The sequence below is a fragment of the Pseudonocardia broussonetiae genome (assembly GCF_013155125.1).
GTDB classification, from domain to species: Bacteria; Actinomycetota; Actinomycetes; order Mycobacteriales; family Pseudonocardiaceae; genus Pseudonocardia; species Pseudonocardia broussonetiae.
Genome location: NZ_CP053564.1, coordinates 1,322,190 through 1,339,819 on the forward strand (window position 1 = coordinate 1,322,190; position 17,630 = coordinate 1,339,819).

A 17,630-nucleotide genomic window follows, 5' to 3' on the forward strand; every position below is an offset into this window, starting at 1 on the left:
CGGGGCTCACCGGTTCCCGCCGCGCCCGCGCGATCGCGGGAGGAACCCGCGGACGCGCGCCCGCACCAGGTCCACGAGCAGCCGCAGCGCACTGGGCGGGCCGGCGGGGACGGACGTCGCGCGGCCGGTGAGGGCGGTCTCCTCGACGGCCGCGGCGAACTGCTCGAACAGCCGCCTGCTGACGTCGCCGGCCAGGGCGCGGCCGAACTGGGCGACGCGCCCGGACAGGAACAGCTCCGCGTCGGCGCGCAGGACCGTGCCGCCCGGTGCGGGCTCGGCGTGCAGCCGGATGTCGGCCTGCGTGGCGCTGCCCCCGGCGTCGGCACCCTGGGCGAGCACCCGCATCCGGTGGTCGGCCGGCTCCCGCTCGACGACCTGGGCCAGCCCCTCGAACGACAGCCGGACCGGGCCCAGCGCCACCGTCGCGCGACCGCGGAAGCGGTCGCCGGGGAGGACCTCCAGCAGCTCCGCCCCCGGCAGGCAGCGGGCGAGCCGGTCGAAGTCGTCGAGCACCGCCCACACCTGCTCGACCGGCGCCGCCAGCTCGCTGCGCACCTCGACGGTCGCCGACGGCGCACCGGCGGGAACCCGGACCTCGGCCGGCGGCGCGACGTCATCGGGCGCCGGCGCACCCTCCTCGCCCCGCGCGGCCGTGGACCGCCCGCCGCCGCGACCGACGAGGGTCCGCCCGGCGCAGTTGCGCGGGCCGGGCAGTCCGTCGGGGTGGTGGGCGGCGACGTCGGCGACCGCCGCGAGGATCCCGCGGTAGCCGGTGCACCGGCAGAGGACCCCCGACATCTGCTCCGGCAGCTCCTCCGGCGCGATCGCGGTGCCGTCCGGGCCGGCGTCGAGCAGGTCGTAGCTGCTCATCAGCATGCCGGGGGTGCAGAACCCGCACTGCAGGCCGTGGTGGGCGGAGAACGCCTGCTGCAGCGGGTGCTGGTCGTCGGGAGTGCCGAGGCCCTCCACGGTGACGACCTCGGCCCCCTCGCACTGCACCGCGAACAGCAGGCAGGCCCGGGCCGCCGCGCCGTCGACGAGCACGGTGCACATGCCGCACACGCCGTGCTCGCACCCGAGGTGCGTCCCGGTCAGCCCGAGGTGGTCGCGCAGCACGTCGGCCAGGTGGACCCGGGCCGGCACCGACACGGCCACGCCGGTGCCGTTGACCGTCATCGCCACCTCCACGAGCTCGCCGGCGGCGACCCTGTCGGGCCGCGGCTCCGGCCGCCGGGGCGGGCCTCCTGCGGTGCGGTCCTCGAGCTGGGTCATGGCCTGGGCCTCTCGGGTCGGTGCGGGCGGGGTCAGGGCCGGGTCCGGGCGCGGGCCAGGGCGCGGGCGAGCTCGCGGGCGGCGAGCACGGCGAACAGCCGGCGCCGGTACGCGGTGGAGCCGTGGGCGTCACCGCCGGTGTCGACGACCCGTCCGGCCAGGTCGGCCAGGCCCGGACGCAGGCCGTGCCCGGTGGGGTCCTCCCCCGCGGCGCGCAGCAGGTCGGTGACGTCCCGGGTCACGGGCCGGTCGGAGATGCCGAAGCCGGTCAGCCGGGCCTGCGCCGGTGCGCCGTCGTCGGCGACCCGGACCCGCGTCACGACGCCGGCGAGGGCGAAGTCGCCGTGCCGGCGGGCGATCTCGGCGAACCCGAAGCCCTCGCCGGGCGCCGCGACCGGGAACTCGACGCCGACGACGGCCTCGTCGGCAGCGGCGCCGGTGGTCATGGCCCCCACGAAGAACTCCGCGGCGGGCACGCGCCGACGCCCGGCCGGCCCGGCGACCTCCACGGTCGCGTCGAGGCACGCGGCCACGGCGGGCAGCTCGGCGGCCGGGTCGGCGTGGGCGAGGCTGCCGCAGACGGTGCCGCGGCTGCGCAGCTCGCGGTGCCCGACGAACGGCATCGCCATGCCGAGGAGCGGAACGGCGCGCGTCAGCGCGTCGCGTTCCACGGTGCGCTGCCGCACCGCCGCTCCGATGCGCACGACGTCGTCACGACGGTCGAACCGGTGCAGCTCCTCGACCGCGTTGATGTCGACGAGGGTCGCGGGCCGGCCCAGCCGCATGGCCAGCACCGGCACCAGGGACTGCCCGCCGGCGAGGACCTTCCCGTCCCCGCGGGCGAGCTCGGCGAGGACGTCGTCGACCGTGCCGGGACGGACGTAGGCGAACGGGGCTGCTTTCACGCGTCGCTCACCGCCCGGTGAACTCCGGCTTGCGCTTCTCCCCGAACGCCGCGACCCCTTCGGCGAAGTCGTGCGTGGAGCGCAGCATCGCGTAGGCCTTGCGCTCCAGCTCGATGCCCGTGTGCAGGGGGGCGTCGAGGCCCTTGTCGAGGACCTCCTTGGCCGTCCTGAGCGCGGAGGGCGAGAGACCGGCCATCCTCGTGGCGAGCTCGTCCACGGCGGCGTACAGCGCGTCGCGGTCGGCGTGCAGCCCGGCCACCACGCCCCAGTCGAGGGCCTGCTGCGCCTGGATCCGGGTGGCGGTCATGACGTGGTACTTGGCCCGCGAGAGCCCGATCAGCCGTCCGAGCCGCTGGGTGCCGCCGGAACCGGGGATCATGCCGAGGTTCATCTCGGGCAGCGCGAACTGGCTGCGCTGGGTGGCCAGGCGGATGTCGCAGGACAGGACCATCTCCAGCCCCACGCCGAAGCAGTACCCGTCGACCGCGGCGATCACGGGCTTCGTGCTGCGGGAGGGCGCGGTGACGTTGTGCCCGAGGTCGGTGAGGTCGATCGGGTCGACCTCCATGAACCCGGCGATGTCGCCGCCGGAGGAGAAGTGCTCGCCGTCGGAGCGGATCACGACGACGCGCACGTCGTCGTCGCGGTCGATCTCGGCGAACCGCTGCGCGACGAGCTGCCGCATCTCCCAGGTGATCACCGTGTACTTGCCGTGCGAGAGGGTCAGGTGGGCGACCCGCCCGTCGTGGCCGCGTTCGAGGAGGACCTCGCCGCCCGTCAGTGCCATGGTGTGGCCTCCTTCTCGTTCTTCTCGAGCAGCTGGTGGAGCACGTCGCCGTGCAGGGGGAGCCGCGTGATCGCCACGCCGGCCGGGCGCAGCGCGTCCGCGACGGCGTTGGCGAACGCCGCCGGGAAGCTCATCGACGAGCCCTCGCCGCACCCCTTCGCACCGAGCGGGGTGAGCGGCGACGGCGAGACGACGTGGTCGGTGCGCAGGTCGTAGGCGGTCTCGGCGCTGGTCGGGCACAGGTAGTCCAGGAACGTCGCCGAGGTCGGCTGGCCCGACGCGGCGTACGTCAGCTCCTCGTACATCGCACCGCCGAGCGCGTGGGTGAGCGCGCCGTGCACCTGACCGTCGAGCAGCTGCTGGTTCAGCACCGTGCCGGCGTCGTGCACCGACGAGACCCGGTCGACGGTGATCTCGTAGGTGTCCGGGTCGATCGCCACCGCGACGACCTCCGCGACGAAGCCGTAGCAGAGCGAGGAGTTGATGCGGTCGTCGGCCGTGGCCGCCCGGACGCCGTGCGGGGTGAACGCCACGTCCTCGTACAGCCGGGCCGGGGTGCCCTCGGGGAGCGCGCCGGGATCCCAGTGCACCACGCCGCTCGCGTGCCGGAACTGCACGGCCCGGCCGGGGTCGCCGCGGTGGCGCACCGTGCCGTCGGCCAGCTCCAGCTCCTCGGCCGCCACGCCGAGCAGCACCGAGCCCGCGGCCCGCACGGTCTCGCCGATCCGGTCGGCGGCCTGGACGACCGCGCTGGTGACCAGCGGCGCGAACCGCGACGAGTAGCTGCCCGAGGTCACGGTCCACGGGGTGGTGGCGGTGTCCATGTCGACGACCACGCGCACCTGGTCGACCGGCAGCCCGAGCCGGTCCGCCGCCACCTTCCGCGCCACCGTCGCGTGCCCCTGGCCCTGCGGCACGGAGCCCAGCACCACCGTGACCACGCCCTGCATGTCGACCGAGACGCGCACGTGCTCGGTGGAGCCGGACTTGTCCCGGCCGGGTCTGCGCTGCTCGGCCGGGGTGGCCAGGCCGACGTAGCCGATGTTGGTGCCGGACGGGTCGACGACGAGCGCCACGCCGATGCCGTAGAGCCCGCCCGCCGCGCGCACCTCGTCCTGCCGGGCCCGCAGCTCGACCAGGTCGGCGTTCCGCACCGCCAGGTCGACGGCCGCGGCGTAGTCACCGGAGTCGTACACCCCGCCGGTCGGGGTCTCGTGGGGGAACGAGCCTACGAGGTTGCGCCGCCGCACCTCGACGACGTCGAGCCCGGTCGCCTCCGCTACGGCGTCCATGAGCCGCTCGAGGCCGAAGTAGAGCTGCTGCCCGCCGAACCCGCGGTTGAGCCCGACCGGCATCCGGTTGGTGACGACGGCGCGCGCCCGGATCTGCACGGCGCCGATCCGGTAGGGCCCGGTGATGTTGCCGAAGCAGCGGTAGAGCGTCGACGGTTCAGGCGGGCGCAGGTAGGCCCCGACGTTGTCGACGAGATCGGCCTTCAGGGCGAGGACCTCGCCCTCGGCGCCGACCGCCGCGGCGAACCTCATCACGCGGTCCGCACCGGCCGAGCTGGCGAGCAGGTGCTCGATCCGGTCCTCGCTCCAGCGCACCGGCGTGCCGGAGTGCCGGGACGCCAGCGCCATCAGCACGACGTAGGGGTAGATGCCGCTCTTGATGCCGAAGCTGCCGCCGATGTCGGCGGGCACGTGCAGCCGCAGCCGGGACGTCGGCAGGCCGAGCGCCGCGGCCATCACGGGGACCATCGTGAACGGGCCGTGGAAGTTCGCCCACGCCTCCACCGAGGGCCCGTCGGCACCGTCGCGCCACTCGGCGATGACCGAGTAGCACTCCATCGGCACCGAGGAGTACCGCGGGAAGTCGTACTCCCCCTCCACCACGTGGGCCGCCCGGGCGAAGGCCTCGTCGACGGGGCCGAAGGAGAACGTCCGGTCGGTGGCGACGTTGGACCCGGCGTCCTCGTGCAGCAGCGGCGCGTCCGGGGCCAGCGCCGCACGCGGGTCCACGACCACGTCGAGCGGCTCGTAGTCGACCGCCACCAGCTCGGCCGCGTCCTCGGCGGTGTACCGGTCGGTGGCGACCACGACCGCGATCGGCTCCCCGACGAACCGCACCTTGTCGGTCCCGGTCGGGTAGTACGGCATCGCGGCACCGGTCGAGAGCGGGAACGCGCGCAGCGCCGCCACGACCTCGTCCGGGCCGACCACCGCGGCGACGCCCGGGTGGGCGCGCGCCCGGGAGAGGTCGACGCCGCGCAGCCGGGCGTGCGGCCGGGTGGAGCGCACGACCGCCGCGACGAGCGTGCCGGGCAGCGGGTCCAGGTCGTCGAGGAAGCGGCCCTGCCCGGTGACGAGCGGTCCGTCCTCGATCCGGGCCGGGGTCCAGCGCTGCGGCTCGTGGGGCTCAGCCACGTTCGCCCTCCTTCACGACGTCGGCCCGGGGCTCGAAGTCGCCGGCGACGAGCGTGCGGCGCAGCGTCTTGCCCACGCCCGAGCGCGGGATGGCGTCCACGGCGATCACCCGCTTCGGCTGCTTGAGCGAGGGCAGCGCGTCACGGGCGAACGCGAGGGTCTGCTCGGCGGCGGCGACCGGAGCGGTCCCGCGGACGGGGACGACGAACGCGGTGATCGCCTGCCCCCAGCGCTCGTGGGGCAGCCCGACCACGCAGACGTCGTCGACGGCCGGGCAGCGGACCAGCGCGGCCTCGATCTCGTCCGGGTAGACGTTCTCCCCACCCGAATTGATCATGTCGTCGACGCGGCCCGCCACCCAGAGGTCCCCGTCGTCGTCGGCGACGGCGAGGTCGCCGGTGTAGTACCAGCCGTCGCGGATCGACTTCCCGTCCGCGTCCGGGCGCTGCCAGTACCCGGCGAACGCCTCCGGGCTCGCCATCGAGACGATCACCTGTCCCTGCTCGCCCGGAGCGACGACCTCGTCCGGCGGCGCCCCGACCTCGGGGGCCACGAGCCGCACCCGGGAGAAGACGCCCGCCCGGCCGGCGGAGCCGGGCTTCGCCGCGACGTCGGGACCGATCGTGAACGTGTAGATCTCGGTGCTGCCGAAGTGGTTGACGAACGCCCCGGGAGCCACCTCGGCGACGAGCTCCTCGGCCAGCGAGGGCGTCATCGCCGCCCCGGCGTAGGCCAACCGCGACAGGGTCCGCGCCTCGTGCAGCCGCTCGGTGCGCAGCAGCGACCAGTACATCGTCGGCACGAGGTACAGCGAGGTCACGCCCTCGGACCTGATCAGCCCGGCCGCCTCCCCGGCGTCGAACACGGCCTGGCCCACCCAGGTGCCGCCGACGACGATGCTCGCCAGCAGCGTGCGCAGCCCCATCGTGTGGAACATCGGCATCACGCCGAGTGCCACCTCGCCGCCCCGCTGCTGGGTCTGCACGGCGTGGGCGACGGCCGCGGTGTGCTCGGCGCGGTGCGTCCGCGGCACGCCCTTGGGCCTCCCCGTGGTGCCCGAGGTGTAGAGCAGCACGCTGACGTCGGTCTCCGCGGGTGTCGTGGGGAGGTCGCGGTCGGACTCGCGCTCGGCCTGCTCGTCGATCTCGGCGACCTCCCGGACCAGCGCCGTCCGGCCGGTCGTCGCCGCCGCGGCGCGCTCGGCGTTCGGGGCGTCGACCACGAGCAGCCCTGCCGCGGCGTCGTCGAGGCAGTAGCGCAGCTCGTCGGGCGAGAACCGGGTCGACAGCGGCACCGAGACCGCGCCGAGCTTCTGCGCGGCGAGGTGCAGGCTCGCGAGCGGCTCCCCGCCCGAGAGCGCGAAGGCCACCCGGTCGCCCGCACCGACACCGGCACCGGCGAGGGCCCGCGCGAGCCGGTTGGTGCGCGAGTCCCACTCCCGGTAGCCGAGGTGCCGCCCGGTGCCCCGGACCGCCGGGCGGTCGGGATGGCGCTCGGCCGTCCACCTCAGTGCGGTGGCCACATCCATCGGAGCCTCCCTACGATCTGTTTCAGACCATACTGATCGGAGGATCGAGGGACAAGGCCGACCGTACGATCCGGAGCATCGGCGAAGATAGAGTGGCCTCGACACGGCACGTGGGGAGCACCGATGGATGAGGTCCGGCTGTCCTCGACGTCGTACGTGGTCCTCGGGATGATCGCGCTGCGCGGGCCCTCCACCCCCTACGACCTCAAGCGCGCCGTCGGGCACTCGGTCGGCTACTTCTGGCACTTCCCGCACGCGCAGCTCTACTCCGAGCCCGACCGGCTGGCCGAGCTCGGCCTGCTCGAGCTCGCGGTCGAGGACGGCGGCCGGCGCCGCAAGACCTACTCCCTCACCGGGGCCGGCCGTGCGGCACTGCGCGACTGGCTCGCCGCTCCCACCGACGTGCACTTCCAGATGCGCGACATCGCCGAGCTCAAGCTGTTCTTCAACGAGGCGGGCGATCCCGAGAACGTGGCGGCCCTCGCCCGCGAGCAGATCAAGCAGCACCGGGACCGCATCGCCGAGTACGAGAACATGCAGGCCCGCTTCGGTGCCGACCCCCGAGCGGAACCGCGCATGATCACCCTCGAGCTGGGGCTCGAGATGGAGCACGCGGCGCTGCGGTTCTGGACCGCACTGGCCGAGGACGACCTCGACAGCCTGCGCGCGGCCCGCCGCCCACCCGCGTGAACCGCCCGGGCCTCCCTGCGGCGGCGTTCCCGCGACGCCGTGGGTCAGGGGCCGCTGCGACGGGTAGTCGCGCACATGATCCTGGACCAGGTCCTGCCCGAGGAGCTGCTGCGCGGCGTCGTCGACGTGCTGGTGCGCGGCGTCGAGGCGGCCGGCGCGCTGGTGATCTTCATCGGAGCGGTCTACGCGTTCGTGCAGTTCGTCCTGGCCGGGATCCGTCGCGACGCCTCGGCGGGCCGCACCTTCGTCGCGATCCGGCTGCGGCTGGGCCGGTTCCTGGCCCTGGGGTTGGAGTTCCAGCTCGCCGGCGACGTGCTGCGCACCGCGATCGCGCCCACCTTCACCCAGATCGGCCAGCTGGCGGCCATCGCGGCGATCCGGACCGCCCTCAACTACTTCCTGGCCCGCGAGATCCGGGAGGAGCGCGCCGAGGTCGACGAGGCGCAACAGGAACGGGACGTCAAGGACCGAGCGTGAGCGGCACACGACTGGTGGACGCCGCTGCGTTCCTCGTCGTCGCTGCGGCGCTGGTGAGCGCCGCGGTCGTGCTGATCAGGACTCGTGATGGGCGTCGGGCGCTGCCGGTGCTGCTCGACCTGCTCACCGCGGCCGGGCTGATCCGCCTGGCGGGGCCGCCGTCCTGGCCGGTGCTGGCCACCACGGCGATCGTGATCGTGCTGCGTCGCCTGCTCACCGCGGGGTTGCGGTCGGCTTCGGCGTCGGCCGTGCGCCCACCCTCCTGAGTCACCAGCACCTGGCACGGCAGGTGGTGCAGCGCGTCGACTACTCGCCGGGGGACGTGCCGCCGTCCGGCGCCACCAGGGCCGGGTGCGTCTGCGGTGAGCGTCCGGGCTTCCAGCTCGCCCAGCGCTCCGCGATCCGGCCACCGGCGAAGCGGAAGATCACGATGGCGGCGAGCTCGACCGGCCGGCCCGTGGCCGGGCGTCCGAGCATCGGCCCGGTGTGGATGCCGCGCAGCGTCCATCGGACCACGACCCGGTCCGCCACGGCGACCAGGTCGTCGACGGTGAACCGCAGGTCGGAGTGGGCGGTGTGCATCGTGGACACCACGTACGCGGCGCCGTCGCGCCCGGGCGGCTGCCCGGGTAGCGGATCGTGGTCGACCCAGTCCGGTGTGAACAGTCCGCGCACGGTGTCGGCGTCGCCGGCCGGGATCACCTCCTGGAAGATCCGCCGGACCAGCTCGGCGTTGGCGGTGGCTCCGGCCATCACGGCTGCCGCCTCGGGTGTCGCGTCGGGTGCGGGCGTCGAGATCGTCATCGGTTGCCCGCGGCGACCGCCGAGCCGAACAGGTGCGCTCGGTCCCGGACGAACTCGGCGACGCGGCGCGGCTCCTGTCCGGTCAGCACCCGGACCGTGTCCGTGGTCGTCGCGCCGGCGCCCTGCCTGAGCCGGCCCCAGAGGATGATCAGCTGGTCGGCGAACCAGTCCGGCGTCGCGGCCGCGGCCATCGCCGCACGGGCAGCGGCGTCGGGGACCTCGACGTACTCGACCGGTCGACCGGTCGCCGAGGCGATCTGTGCGGCGACGTCCTGGTAGGTCAGGGCCTCCGGGCCGGTGAGCGTGTAGGCGCGTCCGGCGTGTCCGTCCTCGGTGAGCACCACCGCCGCGGTGGCCGCGACGTCGCGTGGGTCGATCAACGAGATCCGGGCGTCCCCGGCCGGCGCGAACAGCCGCCCCGTCTGCCCGATGGTCTCGGCGGCGGCGAGCAGGTTCGTCATGTACATCGAGGGGTGCAGCACGACCGCCGGCAGCCCCGACGACCGCAGGTGCTGCTCGATCCGGGCGTGTGCCACCCAGAACGCCAGTGGCGAGTCGGCACCGGCGCCGATGGCCCCGATCTTCACCACCAGCCCGACCCCGGCTGCAGCCGCGGCGTCGATGACGGTGACCTCGCGTCGGACCTGCTCGGGGTCGTTGGGAGTGCACAGCAGCACCCGCTGCACCCCGCGCAGGGCGGCCCGCACCGAGCTCGGATCGGCCAGGTCGCCGGTGGCGAGCTCGACGTCGTCACCGAGCACGGCCCGAGCGCGTGCTCGGTCGCGGACGAACGCCCGCGTGGCCACTCCGCGCCGGCGCAGGTCGCGGAGCACGGCCGAGCCGATGGTGCCGGTCGCGCCGACCACCAGGACGGTGCTCGCGGTCATCGGGGACCCCGCTCGGCGAGACCGGCTGCCGACGAGCCGGACCCGGCCGCCACGGTGGCCGGGATCGGCCCCAGCAGCTCGATGCCGTTGCGGGCGGCGATGTCGAGGACCTGGTCCATGCTCGGCTCGCCCTGCGCGGCCAACGCGGCCCCGGCCCGCACGAAGCCCTCGAACGCGGTCCCCGGGGCGTGCACGCAGAACGCCACCGCCTCGGCGTCGGACTCGTTGCGGAAGGTGTGGGGGACGCCTCCGGCCAGCGGCACGACGTCGCCCGGACCGGCGGTGACGCGCTGCACAGCGGTCCAGCCGCCGTCGGGTCCCAGCTCACCGGTGTACACCGTGAACTCGCCCCGCTGCACGAAGTAGACCTCGGCGGGCTCGTGGCGGTGCATCACCGGCGGGCCTCCGCCCGGGGGCATCCGGAGCTCGATGGCGAACAGGGCGCCGCCCGACTGCGCGCTCGACATGAGCACGGTGACGTCGTCGGTACCCAGGCGCAGGCACTCACATGTGGCATAGTCGACAGGTAGCTTGTCCATGTGCCTATTTAGACAGGAAGCATGTCGAATGTCAAGGCCTCGACCTCGCACCACCACCGGCAGCGAACGGCCGGCCAACCTGGCCGTGTCGATGCGGGAGGCGTTCATCGCGATGAACGACCTCGTCCTCGCCCGGCTCGCCGAGCGGGGGCACGGAGACGTGCGCGCCGCGCACGCCGCGGTGTTCCAGTACCTCGACGACACGGGGACGACGGTCAGCACGCTCGCCGAGCGGGCCCAGATCACCAAGCAGGCCATGGCCGAGCTGGTGCACCACCTCGAAGCCCGCGGTTACCTGCTCCGCACGCCCGACCCGCACGACCGCCGCGCCAAGCTCGTCCGTCCCACCGAGCGCGGGCAGGAGGTCGTCGCCATCGCCCAGTCCCTCGTGCCCCAGCTCGAAGAGCGGATCACGAGCGTCCTCGGCGCCGATCGGGTCGAGGCGCTCCGTTCCGACCTCGAGACGATCCGCAGGATCGCCCGGTCCTGACGTCGGCCAACGACCTGCCCGAACGTGGGACTCAGTGCCGGACGCGTCGAAGCGCGAGAAGGCCTTTCGCGGAGAAGTCGGCCGAGCGCGCCCATCCCACGATCTCCTGTTCCTCAGCCCGGATCTCGTCGGCGACAGCGGCGAGGCGCCTCGCGTGCTCCCTCGGGATCCGGAGAACTCCGTGCTGGTCGCCGTGGACGAGGTCGCCCGGAGCCACCTGGAGCCCCGCGACCTGGACGGGTGCGCCGATCGATGTCAGGCGCATGTGGGCGCGCGGCACGCAGAGCCCGGCGGCAAGGACGCTCATCCCGAGCGTCGTGAGCTCCTGCACCAGGTCGGCACCCCGAACCGGGTCTCGGTGCACGCCGGCATGCCACACAGCTTCATGCTGCTCGCGGGCGTGCTCGACGACGGCGACCACGCCCTCACCACATTCGCCCACGGCCTGGCGGAGCTCCTGAGCTCGGGCTGAGCCGTGGTGGGCGGCGATCTCGGCCCGCCCGCCACAGTCGGCGCTAGATCAACCAGCCGAGCCCGGAAATGCTCCAGCCCTGACCGTTCGTGCTGGTCAGGGCTGGAGTCTCGCTGGTGCGCCCGAAGGGATTCGAACCCCTGACCTCCTGATCCGTAGTCGGCACGCTGATGCCCACATGCCCGGCGACATGGCACATCACCGGCACTGCAGGCGGCGGATCGGACAACAGAGGCACCGGTCGACCGCAGTTCGTGGCCAGAACCGTGGCCAGAGATCACCTCAGCCCGCGGCGTCGGTGGATGACCATCGCCTCCGGGCTCAGCTCGACGAAGTCGGCCTCGCCGAGCGCATCGACCACCGCGTCAAGGTTTGCCTCGAAGAGCGCCAGCAGTGCCACGTTCGTGATGTTGCCGGTCGCGACGACCCGGACAGCAGATGCCCGTCCCGAAAGTCGCGGTCCTTGGTGACCACGACACGATCCTCGCCGTCCGCCACCTCCGCGACGCGCACGTCAGTCGTGCGGTTGCCCTCCGGCATCTCGGACGTGTGTAGGACATCGTGCCCGGCGTCGTTCAGGAACCGGGCGAGCCGGACGGGCAGTTGAGCGTCGACCAGGAACTTCACGCCGCGCCGAGCGGAACCACCCGGCCGCCGCCCGCCGCGAGAGCACCGAACTCCAACGCGGCGAGCAGATCGTCACGCTCAAGGTCCGGGTAGTCCTCGAGCACCTCGTCGATCGTCATCCCCGACGACAACAGCTCCAGCAGGTTCTCCACCGGGTAGCGCAGCCCCCGCACCGTCGGCTGCCCGTGACAGACCGCAGGGTCAGAGGTGATGCGCTGCAGTCGCGACATGGCTGAACGGTACCGCTCGCGATGACAGCGACGCCACCAAGAGACGGCGCGACGACTGTGGCCAGAGATCCACCAGCTCGACTCCGAAAAGATCTATCCCTGACCGTTCGTGCTGGTCAGGGATAGAGTCTCGCTGGTGCGCCCGAAGGGATTCGAACCCCTAACCTTCTGATCCGTAGTCGGCACGCTGCCACCCACATGACTGGCAACCAGCAAGACGAACGGCCCTGCTGGCGCCGGATCGTGCATCTTGGGCACCCGCTGTCCGCAGTTCGTGGATCAGCTCGTGGATCGAGATCAATTCGGCTCGGGCGGCCGCTCGCTACCTCGGCGATGGTGGGCCCAGCACCGAGGCATCCGGTGCTGGGCGTCGGGTGGCGCTGAGAGGTTCAGGCTGCCTTCCGGACGGTGGGAAGCTGCGCGAGTACCTCGGCTGGCGTGCGGTCGCGCGGCCCGCGGTTGTAGGGGAGCGCGGACAGGACCCGCGCCATCGTGCAGGTGTCAGTCAGCGCGGAGACGGTGAGCCCAGCGCCGATCCCCGCGGCGAGGAGACGTGCCTTCGGAGCCCGCAGACCCGCGGCGAGTCCGGTGAGCACGAGCGTCCCGGCGACGAGGCGGACCTGGCGCTCCAGCGCCCAGCGGGCCCGGCCACGGACGACGTCACCACCGACGGCGGAGTACGCGGCGATACCGCCGAGGAGGATGTGGACGCGTTCGGCTCCGACTCCGGCGAGACGCTGGTGGGCCTGCGCGGCTCGCGTCCCGGACTGGCAGACGAGGACGACCTGCCGATCGAGCCGCGCTGCGATCTGCTCGGTGTGCTCACCGACCAGTTTCAGCGGCACGTTGTAAGAGCCGCGGATGTGCATGGTCTCGAACTCCGCGGGGCCGCGGACGTCGATGACGGTTACCGCGTCGGCCTTGTCGAGCCAGTCCCGGACCGTTCCGGCATCGACGTGGTGGGGGCGGGGGTGGGTCACAGGTAGTCCTTCTCGGTTTGTGGTGCGGTGAGCCGGCTGTAGATCCGGGGACCGGGGTCTGTCAGGCGCGGACGTTGACCGTGGCCATCATCCCGGCGTCCTCGTGGTCGAGGATGTGGCAGTGGTAGACGCTGCGCCCCGAGTAGTTGGTGAACGGGATGCGGAGCCGAACCCAGCCGCGGGCGGGGACGAGGACGACGTCCTGCGGTACGCCGACCGGTGGGGTGGCGTCGCTGAGTTCGACTACGGTGAATGGCCATACGTGTAGGTGGAACGGGTGCGCCAGCGGGCCGGGGTTGGTGATGGTCCATTCCTCGGTGTCGCCCAGAGTGACGTTTTGGTCGTCGCGGTCGGGGTCGAAGATGCGGCCGTCGATGGCGAAGTCCATTCCGCCCATGCCCATGCCCATCTGGAAGGCGATCTCTCGCCGCGTGGTCACGGGTCCAACGGCGGGCGTCTCGGCGGGCAGGGCGGTCGGCAGCGGCGGTGCGGTGACCGGGGCCCCGGCGGTGACCATGGTGGCGAGGATGACCGGCCCGCTGCTCGCGGTGCCGCCCCCCATCATTTCGTCCATGCCGCCGCGGTTGACGGCCTCGGCTATCAGCGGGTAGCGGCCGGTGCCGGTGGGGCGCACGATCACATCGGCCCGGTTGCCCGGAGCGAGCATCACCCGGTCCGCTGCGATGGGAGCGGGCAGGAAAGTGCCGTCCTGGGCGACGTGGACGAGTTCGTGCCCGTCGAGCCGGATCGACAGCACCCGGGACACGCAACCGTTGATGACCCGCCAACGCTGCGTCGCACCGGGGTCGGCGGGGATGGTGGGCTCGTGCTGGCCGTTGACCAGGACTAGCTCGCCCTGGCGGCCCATCGCCCGGTCCATGGCGCCTATCTCGGCGAGCCGGCCGTCACCGTCGAGCGTGGTGTCGGTGACCAGCAGCACCCGGTCCTCGAGCACCGGCAGGTCGGGGTCCTGCCCGGGCGGGGCGACCAGCAGCGCACCGGCGAGCCCGCCGAAGATCTGACCGGCCACCATGCCGTGGTGGTGCGGGTGGTACCAGTAGGTGCCGGCCGGGTGATCGGGTGGGATCCGGAAGAGGTAGTCGAACGAGGCGCCGGGGTCGACACGTAGGAACGGGTTGTCGCTGTTGGCTTGTGGGGAGACCCGCAGCCCGTGGGTGTGCAGGTTGGTGGGCTCGTCGAGCTGGTTGGTCAGGCGCACCGCGAGCTCGTCGCCGGGGCGCACCCGTAGCGTCGGCCCGGGTGAGGTGGCGTTGTAGCCCAGCGCGCGGGTGTCGTGTCCGGCCAGCCGCACCCCCGCTGCGGCGGTGAGCTCGACCTGCAGCCGCCCGTCCGCGCTGTCGAGAACCTTCGGTTGGCGCAGCTCCGCTCCGGTGTCGGCGGGCTGCAGCCGGCCGCCCGTCCTCACGCCCGCGCCGGTGGCAAACCAGCCCGTCGCGCCGATGGCGAGGCTGGCGGCGCCGAACCCGCCCAGGACGATCGCGCGGCGTCGGCTGATCGGTGCCGGGGTCATGTCAGTGTGTCGCGGCGCTTGCGGTACTCCTCGTCGTTGATTTCGCCGCGGGCGTAGCGCTCGTCGAGGATCTGCCGGGCCGAGGTCGGCCCCGCCACCGGAACGGTGTCCGCACCGGGTCTGCGGTTCTGGGTGAGCCGGTAGGCGAGGTAACCCAGCAGCATCAGGCCGATCACTACCAGGGTCGGCCAGATCCAGAACCAACCCATCATCGAGCCGTTCATCATGGTCGTTCCACTCCCTCGTCTCGTCGTGCCTGCTGTGGTCTGCGGATCAGTCGCTGGTGAGTGCGTGGAGGGCGGCCCGGATGCGCACCCCGGCCTCGTCCGCGACGGGGCGCAGGTCCTCACGCTCGGGGATGGTGACCATGATCTGCGGGTCCAGGGCCGAGACGATGCTGCGGTCAGCACCGTCGGCACGGACCACGACGTTGCAGGGCAGTAGCAGCCCGATCTGGCGGTCGACGTCCAGGGCGCGGTGGGCGAGCTGGGGGTTGCAGGCGCCCAGGATGACGTAGGGCTCCATGTCGTGGTCGAGCTTCTCCTTGAGGGTGGCCTGGGCGTCGATCTCGGTGAGAACCCCGAACCCCTGCTCCTTCAGGGCCGCCTTGACCGCGGGGACGGCCTGTTCGTAGGGCAGGTCCAGGGTGATCGTCATGCCGTAGTCCATTGCTGGGCTCCATTCGGTGTAACGGTGCGGGTTGTTGTCGTCAGCCGGTGCTCAGCGCGGCCGGTGCGAGCAGCGCGGCGGCGGCGACGCCGACCGCGACGGCCAGGATCAGGTAGGCGAACCCGCGCCGCAGCGCCGCGGCCGGGAGCCGGTTCGCCACGCGCCCGGCGGCGAGCGAGGCGAGCAGGGCGGTGCCGGCGAACACGCCGATCACGGCGTAGTCCACGCCTGCGGCGTCGGCGGCGTGCGCGCCCAGCCCGGCCAGCGAGGTGATCGTGACGATCGCCAGCGAGGTGGCGATGGCCTCCGCGGCGCTCAGCCCGAGCAGCAGGGTCAGCGCGGGCACGATGATGAACCCGCCACCCACCCCGAACAGCCCGGTCAGCAGCCCGACCCCGGCGCCGGCGGCGAGTGCTTTGGGTAGGCAGCTGCGCCAGTCGACCCGCCCGTTGCGGATCCGACACGCACCGCCCGTGGCCTCCTCTGGGCTCCCGCGCAGCATCGCGATCGCGACGGCGACCATCAGCACCGAGAACGCCACCAGCAGCCACCGGTCGGCGATCAGGCGGCCCAGCGCGGCCCCGGCGAACGCGGTGGGGACTCCCGCGGCACCGAACACCAGCGCCACCGGCCACCGGATCACCCCGGACCGCAGCCGCACCGCCAGTCCGCCCGCCGCCGACACGGCCACCACCAGCAGCGACCCGAACACCGCGGCCCCCACCGGCTGGCCGACCCCGTAGACCAGCGCCGGGACCGCCAGGATCGAACCCCCGGCGCCGAGCAGCCCGAGCGCGGCGCCGATGACCAGGCCGAACACGCCGGCGAGGATCACCGCGCCCGCCTCGAGCTGCGGGGCCGCGACCTGTGGGGCCGCGATCTGTGGGGCTGCGGGCCGGTCATGGGGTGGTGGTCAGCGGGACACCGGCGTCGGCGGCGTCGGTGAACATGTCGTCGACGACCACCACGGTCCGCCCGGCGCGAGCGAGCAGCGACGCGGCCGCGGTGGCGCGGTAGCCGCTGCCGCAGTGCACCCACACCGACCCGGCCGGGACCTCGTCGAGCCGGTCCGGCAGCTCGGGCAGCGGGACGTGCACGGCCCCTCGCACGTGGGAGGCGTCCCATTCGGTGCCCAACCGCACGTCGAGCACCACCTCGGCCGGCGGCAGATCAGCGCTACGGCGGCCGTCGAGCTCACCGGCGAGGTCAGCGAAACCGGCGCTGGGCAACTCGCCCAGCCGAGCCGGGTCGACGGCCAGCTCGTGAGGATCACCGGTAGCGGCGGCGACGAGCCGGTCCACACCGATCCGGACCAGCTCCCGCTGCGCCTGCGCCACCTGGTCCGGGGTGTCGCCGAGCAGCGTGATCGGGGCACCGTGCGGGGCCATCCAGCCCAGCCAGGTCGCCATCGGCCCGTCCAGCCCGAGACTCACCGTCCCGGCGAGGTGCGAGGCGAGGTAGGCCTTGCGCGAGCGCAGGTCGACGACCCACTCCCCGTCGGCCAGCCGGCGCTCCAGCTCGGCCGGGTCGGCCGTGGTCGGCGGGCGCAAGTCCACCGGGGCCGGGCCGGCGGTGTTGAGCGCACCCATGTGCGCGTAGTAGGCGGGGTAGGCACCCAACCCGGACAGGGTCTCCCGGACGAACTCGTCGCGGGCCAGCCGCAGCACCGGGTTGACCTCCCGCTCCCGCCCGATCGTGGAGTCGTCGCCTGACGCCGGGGTGGCGGTGCAGAAGCTGCCGAAACCGTGGGTCGGCCACACCTGCGCCCCGTCGGGCAGCGCGTCGGCCATCGACGCGGCCGAGGCGTGCTGCGCGCGGGCCAGCGCCTCCGCGTGCTCGTCGCCGAGCAGGTCCGTGCGCCCGGTGGTGCCGTACAGCAGCGACCCGCCGGTGAACACCCCCTGCGGCCCGTCCGGGCCCTCCAGCACGTAGGACAGGTGATGGAAGGTGTGCCCCGGCGTGCCCAACACCCGCAACCGCAACCGCGGCGAGGCCTCCAGCACGTCCCCGTCGACGACACCGGTCCGGTCGAACCCCAGGTCGTCCTCGGCCGACAGCACGTAGGCCGCTCCGGTGAGGCGCGCGAGCTCCAGACCACCGGAGACGTAGTCGTTGTGCACGTGGGTCTCCACGACATGGGTGATCCGCACCCCGAGCCGCCCGGCCAGGGCCAGGACCCGGTCCACGTCGCGCTGCGGGTCGACCACCACCGCGACCTCACCGTCGGTGGCCAGATAGCTGCGGTCACCCAGTGAGGATGTCTCGATCACTTCGACGTCGATCACGACAGATCTCCTTCGTCTCGTCGGTTCTGCC

Annotated in this window: 21 protein-coding genes and 1 pseudogene; 4 read left to right on the plus strand and 18 right to left on the minus strand. The window is 73.2% G+C overall.

Annotated features, from left to right (window positions below):
- Positions 1 to 6: 6 nt before the first annotated feature.
- The 5 genes from HOP40_RS06530 to HOP40_RS06550 are packed head-to-tail and all read right to left on the minus strand — an operon-like array spanning position 7 to position 6,918.
- Entirely contained in the window at positions 7 to 1,272 is a 1,266-nt protein-coding gene (locus HOP40_RS06530; protein ID WP_172155609.1) for a xanthine dehydrogenase family Fe-S subunit, read from the minus strand.
- A gap of 32 nt (positions 1,273 to 1,304) precedes the next feature.
- A complete protein-coding gene (locus HOP40_RS06535; protein ID WP_172155611.1) occupies positions 1,305 to 2,177 on the minus strand; it encodes an FAD binding domain-containing protein in 873 nt (290 codons plus the stop codon).
- A 7-nt stretch (positions 2,178 to 2,184) separates the two neighbouring features.
- Positions 2,185 to 2,964: an enoyl-CoA hydratase/isomerase family protein gene (locus tag HOP40_RS06540; protein ID WP_172155613.1), complete on the minus strand. Its 780-nt coding sequence runs from the start codon at positions 2,962 to 2,964 to the stop codon at positions 2,185 to 2,187.
- Positions 2,955 to 5,390 carry a xanthine dehydrogenase family protein molybdopterin-binding subunit gene (locus tag HOP40_RS06545; protein ID WP_205347110.1) on the minus strand — a complete coding sequence of 812 codons (2,436 nt, stop codon included), beginning with the start codon at positions 5,388 to 5,390 and terminating at the stop codon, positions 2,955 to 2,957. The genes HOP40_RS06540 and HOP40_RS06545 overlap by 10 nt, the downstream gene beginning before the upstream one ends.
- On the minus strand, positions 5,383 to 6,918 hold the full coding sequence (locus HOP40_RS06550; protein ID WP_172155615.1) for a class I adenylate-forming enzyme family protein: 1,536 nt from the start codon (positions 6,916 to 6,918) through the stop codon (positions 5,383 to 5,385). Before HOP40_RS06550 ends, HOP40_RS06545 begins: the two co-directional genes overlap by 8 nt.
- Positions 6,919 to 7,041: 123 nt before the next feature.
- Between HOP40_RS06550 and HOP40_RS06555 the strand changes: the two genes are divergently transcribed.
- The 3 genes from HOP40_RS06555 (at position 7,042) to HOP40_RS06565 (ending at position 8,351) form a co-directional block, all read left to right on the plus strand.
- Entirely contained in the window at positions 7,042 to 7,608 is a 567-nt protein-coding gene (locus tag HOP40_RS06555) for a PadR family transcriptional regulator (protein WP_172155616.1), read from the plus strand.
- Between the two features lie 75 nt (positions 7,609 to 7,683).
- Positions 7,684 to 8,085: a DUF1622 domain-containing protein gene (locus tag HOP40_RS06560; RefSeq protein WP_172155618.1), complete on the plus strand. Its 402-nt coding sequence runs from the start codon at positions 7,684 to 7,686 to the stop codon at positions 8,083 to 8,085.
- Positions 8,082 to 8,351, plus strand: coding sequence for a hypothetical protein (locus tag HOP40_RS06565; RefSeq protein WP_205347111.1), 270 nt, complete (start codon positions 8,082 to 8,084; stop codon positions 8,349 to 8,351). The genes HOP40_RS06560 and HOP40_RS06565 overlap by 4 nt, the downstream gene beginning before the upstream one ends.
- 40 nt (positions 8,352 to 8,391) lie before the next feature.
- On the opposite strand, the gene HOP40_RS06570 is transcribed toward HOP40_RS06565, so the two are convergent.
- From HOP40_RS06570 to HOP40_RS06580, 3 genes are read right to left on the minus strand one after another with little or no spacing between them, the layout of a single operon-like run.
- Positions 8,392 to 8,889 (minus strand): ester cyclase, encoded by a 498-nt coding sequence (locus tag HOP40_RS06570; protein WP_172155620.1) that lies wholly within the window; start codon positions 8,887 to 8,889, stop codon positions 8,392 to 8,394.
- Positions 8,886 to 9,776, minus strand: coding sequence for an SDR family oxidoreductase (locus HOP40_RS06575; RefSeq protein WP_172155622.1), 891 nt, complete (start codon positions 9,774 to 9,776; stop codon positions 8,886 to 8,888). Before HOP40_RS06575 ends, HOP40_RS06570 begins: the two co-directional genes overlap by 4 nt.
- Positions 9,773 to 10,315, minus strand: a complete 543-nt coding sequence (locus tag HOP40_RS06580) for a cupin domain-containing protein (RefSeq protein WP_172155624.1) — start codon at positions 10,313 to 10,315, stop codon at positions 9,773 to 9,775. Before HOP40_RS06580 ends, HOP40_RS06575 begins: the two co-directional genes overlap by 4 nt.
- A 91-nt stretch (positions 10,316 to 10,406) precedes the next feature.
- Here HOP40_RS06580 and HOP40_RS06585 point away from each other — a divergent pair, with 91 nt between their 5' ends.
- The gene (locus tag HOP40_RS06585) at positions 10,407 to 10,805 is read left to right on the plus strand and encodes a MarR family winged helix-turn-helix transcriptional regulator (protein WP_240157755.1); all 399 of its coding nucleotides are present in this window, start codon (positions 10,407 to 10,409) and stop codon (positions 10,803 to 10,805) included.
- 31 nt (positions 10,806 to 10,836) lie between these two features.
- On the opposite strand, the gene HOP40_RS06590 is transcribed toward HOP40_RS06585, so the two are convergent.
- From HOP40_RS06590 to HOP40_RS06630, 10 genes and pseudogenes are all read right to left on the minus strand, one after another.
- Positions 10,837 to 11,136: an RraA family protein gene (locus HOP40_RS06590; protein WP_240157550.1), complete on the minus strand. Its 300-nt coding sequence runs from the start codon at positions 11,134 to 11,136 to the stop codon at positions 10,837 to 10,839.
- Between the two features lie 418 nt (positions 11,137 to 11,554).
- Positions 11,555 to 11,677, minus strand: coding sequence for a hypothetical protein (locus HOP40_RS36355; protein ID WP_275691340.1), 123 nt, complete (start codon positions 11,675 to 11,677; stop codon positions 11,555 to 11,557).
- A gap of 32 nt (positions 11,678 to 11,709) precedes the next feature.
- Positions 11,710 to 11,904, minus strand: a pseudogene (locus HOP40_RS36720) (DUF5615 family PIN-like protein); the annotation flags it as partial.
- Positions 11,901 to 12,134: a DUF433 domain-containing protein gene (locus HOP40_RS06600; protein ID WP_172155630.1), complete on the minus strand. Its 234-nt coding sequence runs from the start codon at positions 12,132 to 12,134 to the stop codon at positions 11,901 to 11,903. The pseudogene HOP40_RS36720 and the gene HOP40_RS06600, both read right to left, overlap by 4 nt.
- 389 nt (positions 12,135 to 12,523) lie before the next feature.
- Positions 12,524 to 13,114: a rhodanese-like domain-containing protein gene (locus HOP40_RS06605; protein ID WP_172155632.1), complete on the minus strand. Its 591-nt coding sequence runs from the start codon at positions 13,112 to 13,114 to the stop codon at positions 12,524 to 12,526.
- A 61-nt stretch (positions 13,115 to 13,175) separates the two neighbouring features.
- Positions 13,176 to 14,645 (minus strand): multicopper oxidase family protein, encoded by a 1,470-nt coding sequence (locus HOP40_RS06610; protein ID WP_172155634.1) that lies wholly within the window; start codon positions 14,643 to 14,645, stop codon positions 13,176 to 13,178.
- A complete protein-coding gene (locus tag HOP40_RS06615; protein ID WP_172155636.1) occupies positions 14,642 to 14,872 on the minus strand; it encodes an SHOCT domain-containing protein in 231 nt (76 codons plus the stop codon). The genes HOP40_RS06610 and HOP40_RS06615 overlap by 4 nt, the downstream gene beginning before the upstream one ends.
- A gap of 46 nt (positions 14,873 to 14,918) precedes the next feature.
- Positions 14,919 to 15,314, minus strand: a complete 396-nt coding sequence (locus HOP40_RS06620) for a DUF302 domain-containing protein (protein WP_172155638.1) — start codon at positions 15,312 to 15,314, stop codon at positions 14,919 to 14,921.
- Positions 15,315 to 15,354: 40 nt separating this feature from the next.
- Positions 15,355 to 16,149 carry a sulfite exporter TauE/SafE family protein gene (locus tag HOP40_RS06625; protein WP_172155640.1) on the minus strand — a complete coding sequence of 265 codons (795 nt, stop codon included), beginning with the start codon at positions 16,147 to 16,149 and terminating at the stop codon, positions 15,355 to 15,357.
- A gap of 64 nt (positions 16,150 to 16,213) precedes the next feature.
- Entirely contained in the window at positions 16,214 to 17,599 is a 1,386-nt protein-coding gene (locus tag HOP40_RS06630; protein WP_172155642.1) for an MBL fold metallo-hydrolase, read from the minus strand.
- Positions 17,600 to 17,630 lie beyond the last annotated feature (31 nt).

Bases quoted from the DNA above. Each gene is read 5' to 3' on its own strand.
- HOP40_RS06530 (WP_172155609.1), bottom strand. From the start codon at position 1,272: ATGACCCAGCTCGAGGACCGCACCGCAGGAGGCCCGCCCCGGCGGCCG.
- HOP40_RS06540 (WP_172155613.1), bottom strand. From the start codon at position 2,964: ATGGCACTGACGGGCGGCGAGGTCCTCCTCGAACGCGGCCACGACGGG.
- HOP40_RS06550 (WP_172155615.1), bottom strand. From the start codon at position 6,918: ATGGATGTGGCCACCGCACTGAGGTGGACGGCCGAGCGCCATCCCGAC.
- HOP40_RS06555 (WP_172155616.1), top strand. From the start codon at position 7,042: ATGGATGAGGTCCGGCTGTCCTCGACGTCGTACGTGGTCCTCGGGATG.
- HOP40_RS06560 (WP_172155618.1), top strand. From the start codon at position 7,684: ATGATCCTGGACCAGGTCCTGCCCGAGGAGCTGCTGCGCGGCGTCGTC.
- HOP40_RS06570 (WP_172155620.1), bottom strand. From the start codon at position 8,889: ATGACGATCTCGACGCCCGCACCCGACGCGACACCCGAGGCGGCAGCC.
- HOP40_RS06575 (WP_172155622.1), bottom strand. From the start codon at position 9,776: ATGACCGCGAGCACCGTCCTGGTGGTCGGCGCGACCGGCACCATCGGC.
- HOP40_RS06580 (WP_172155624.1), bottom strand. From the start codon at position 10,315: ATGGACAAGCTACCTGTCGACTATGCCACATGTGAGTGCCTGCGCCTG.
- HOP40_RS06585 (WP_240157755.1), top strand. From the start codon at position 10,407: ATGCGGGAGGCGTTCATCGCGATGAACGACCTCGTCCTCGCCCGGCTC.
- HOP40_RS06600 (WP_172155630.1), bottom strand. From the start codon at position 12,134: ATGTCGCGACTGCAGCGCATCACCTCTGACCCTGCGGTCTGTCACGGG.
- HOP40_RS06610 (WP_172155634.1), bottom strand. From the start codon at position 14,645: ATGACCCCGGCACCGATCAGCCGACGCCGCGCGATCGTCCTGGGCGGG.
- HOP40_RS06615 (WP_172155636.1), bottom strand. From the start codon at position 14,872: ATGATGAACGGCTCGATGATGGGTTGGTTCTGGATCTGGCCGACCCTG.
- HOP40_RS06620 (WP_172155638.1), bottom strand. From the start codon at position 15,314: ATGGACTACGGCATGACGATCACCCTGGACCTGCCCTACGAACAGGCC.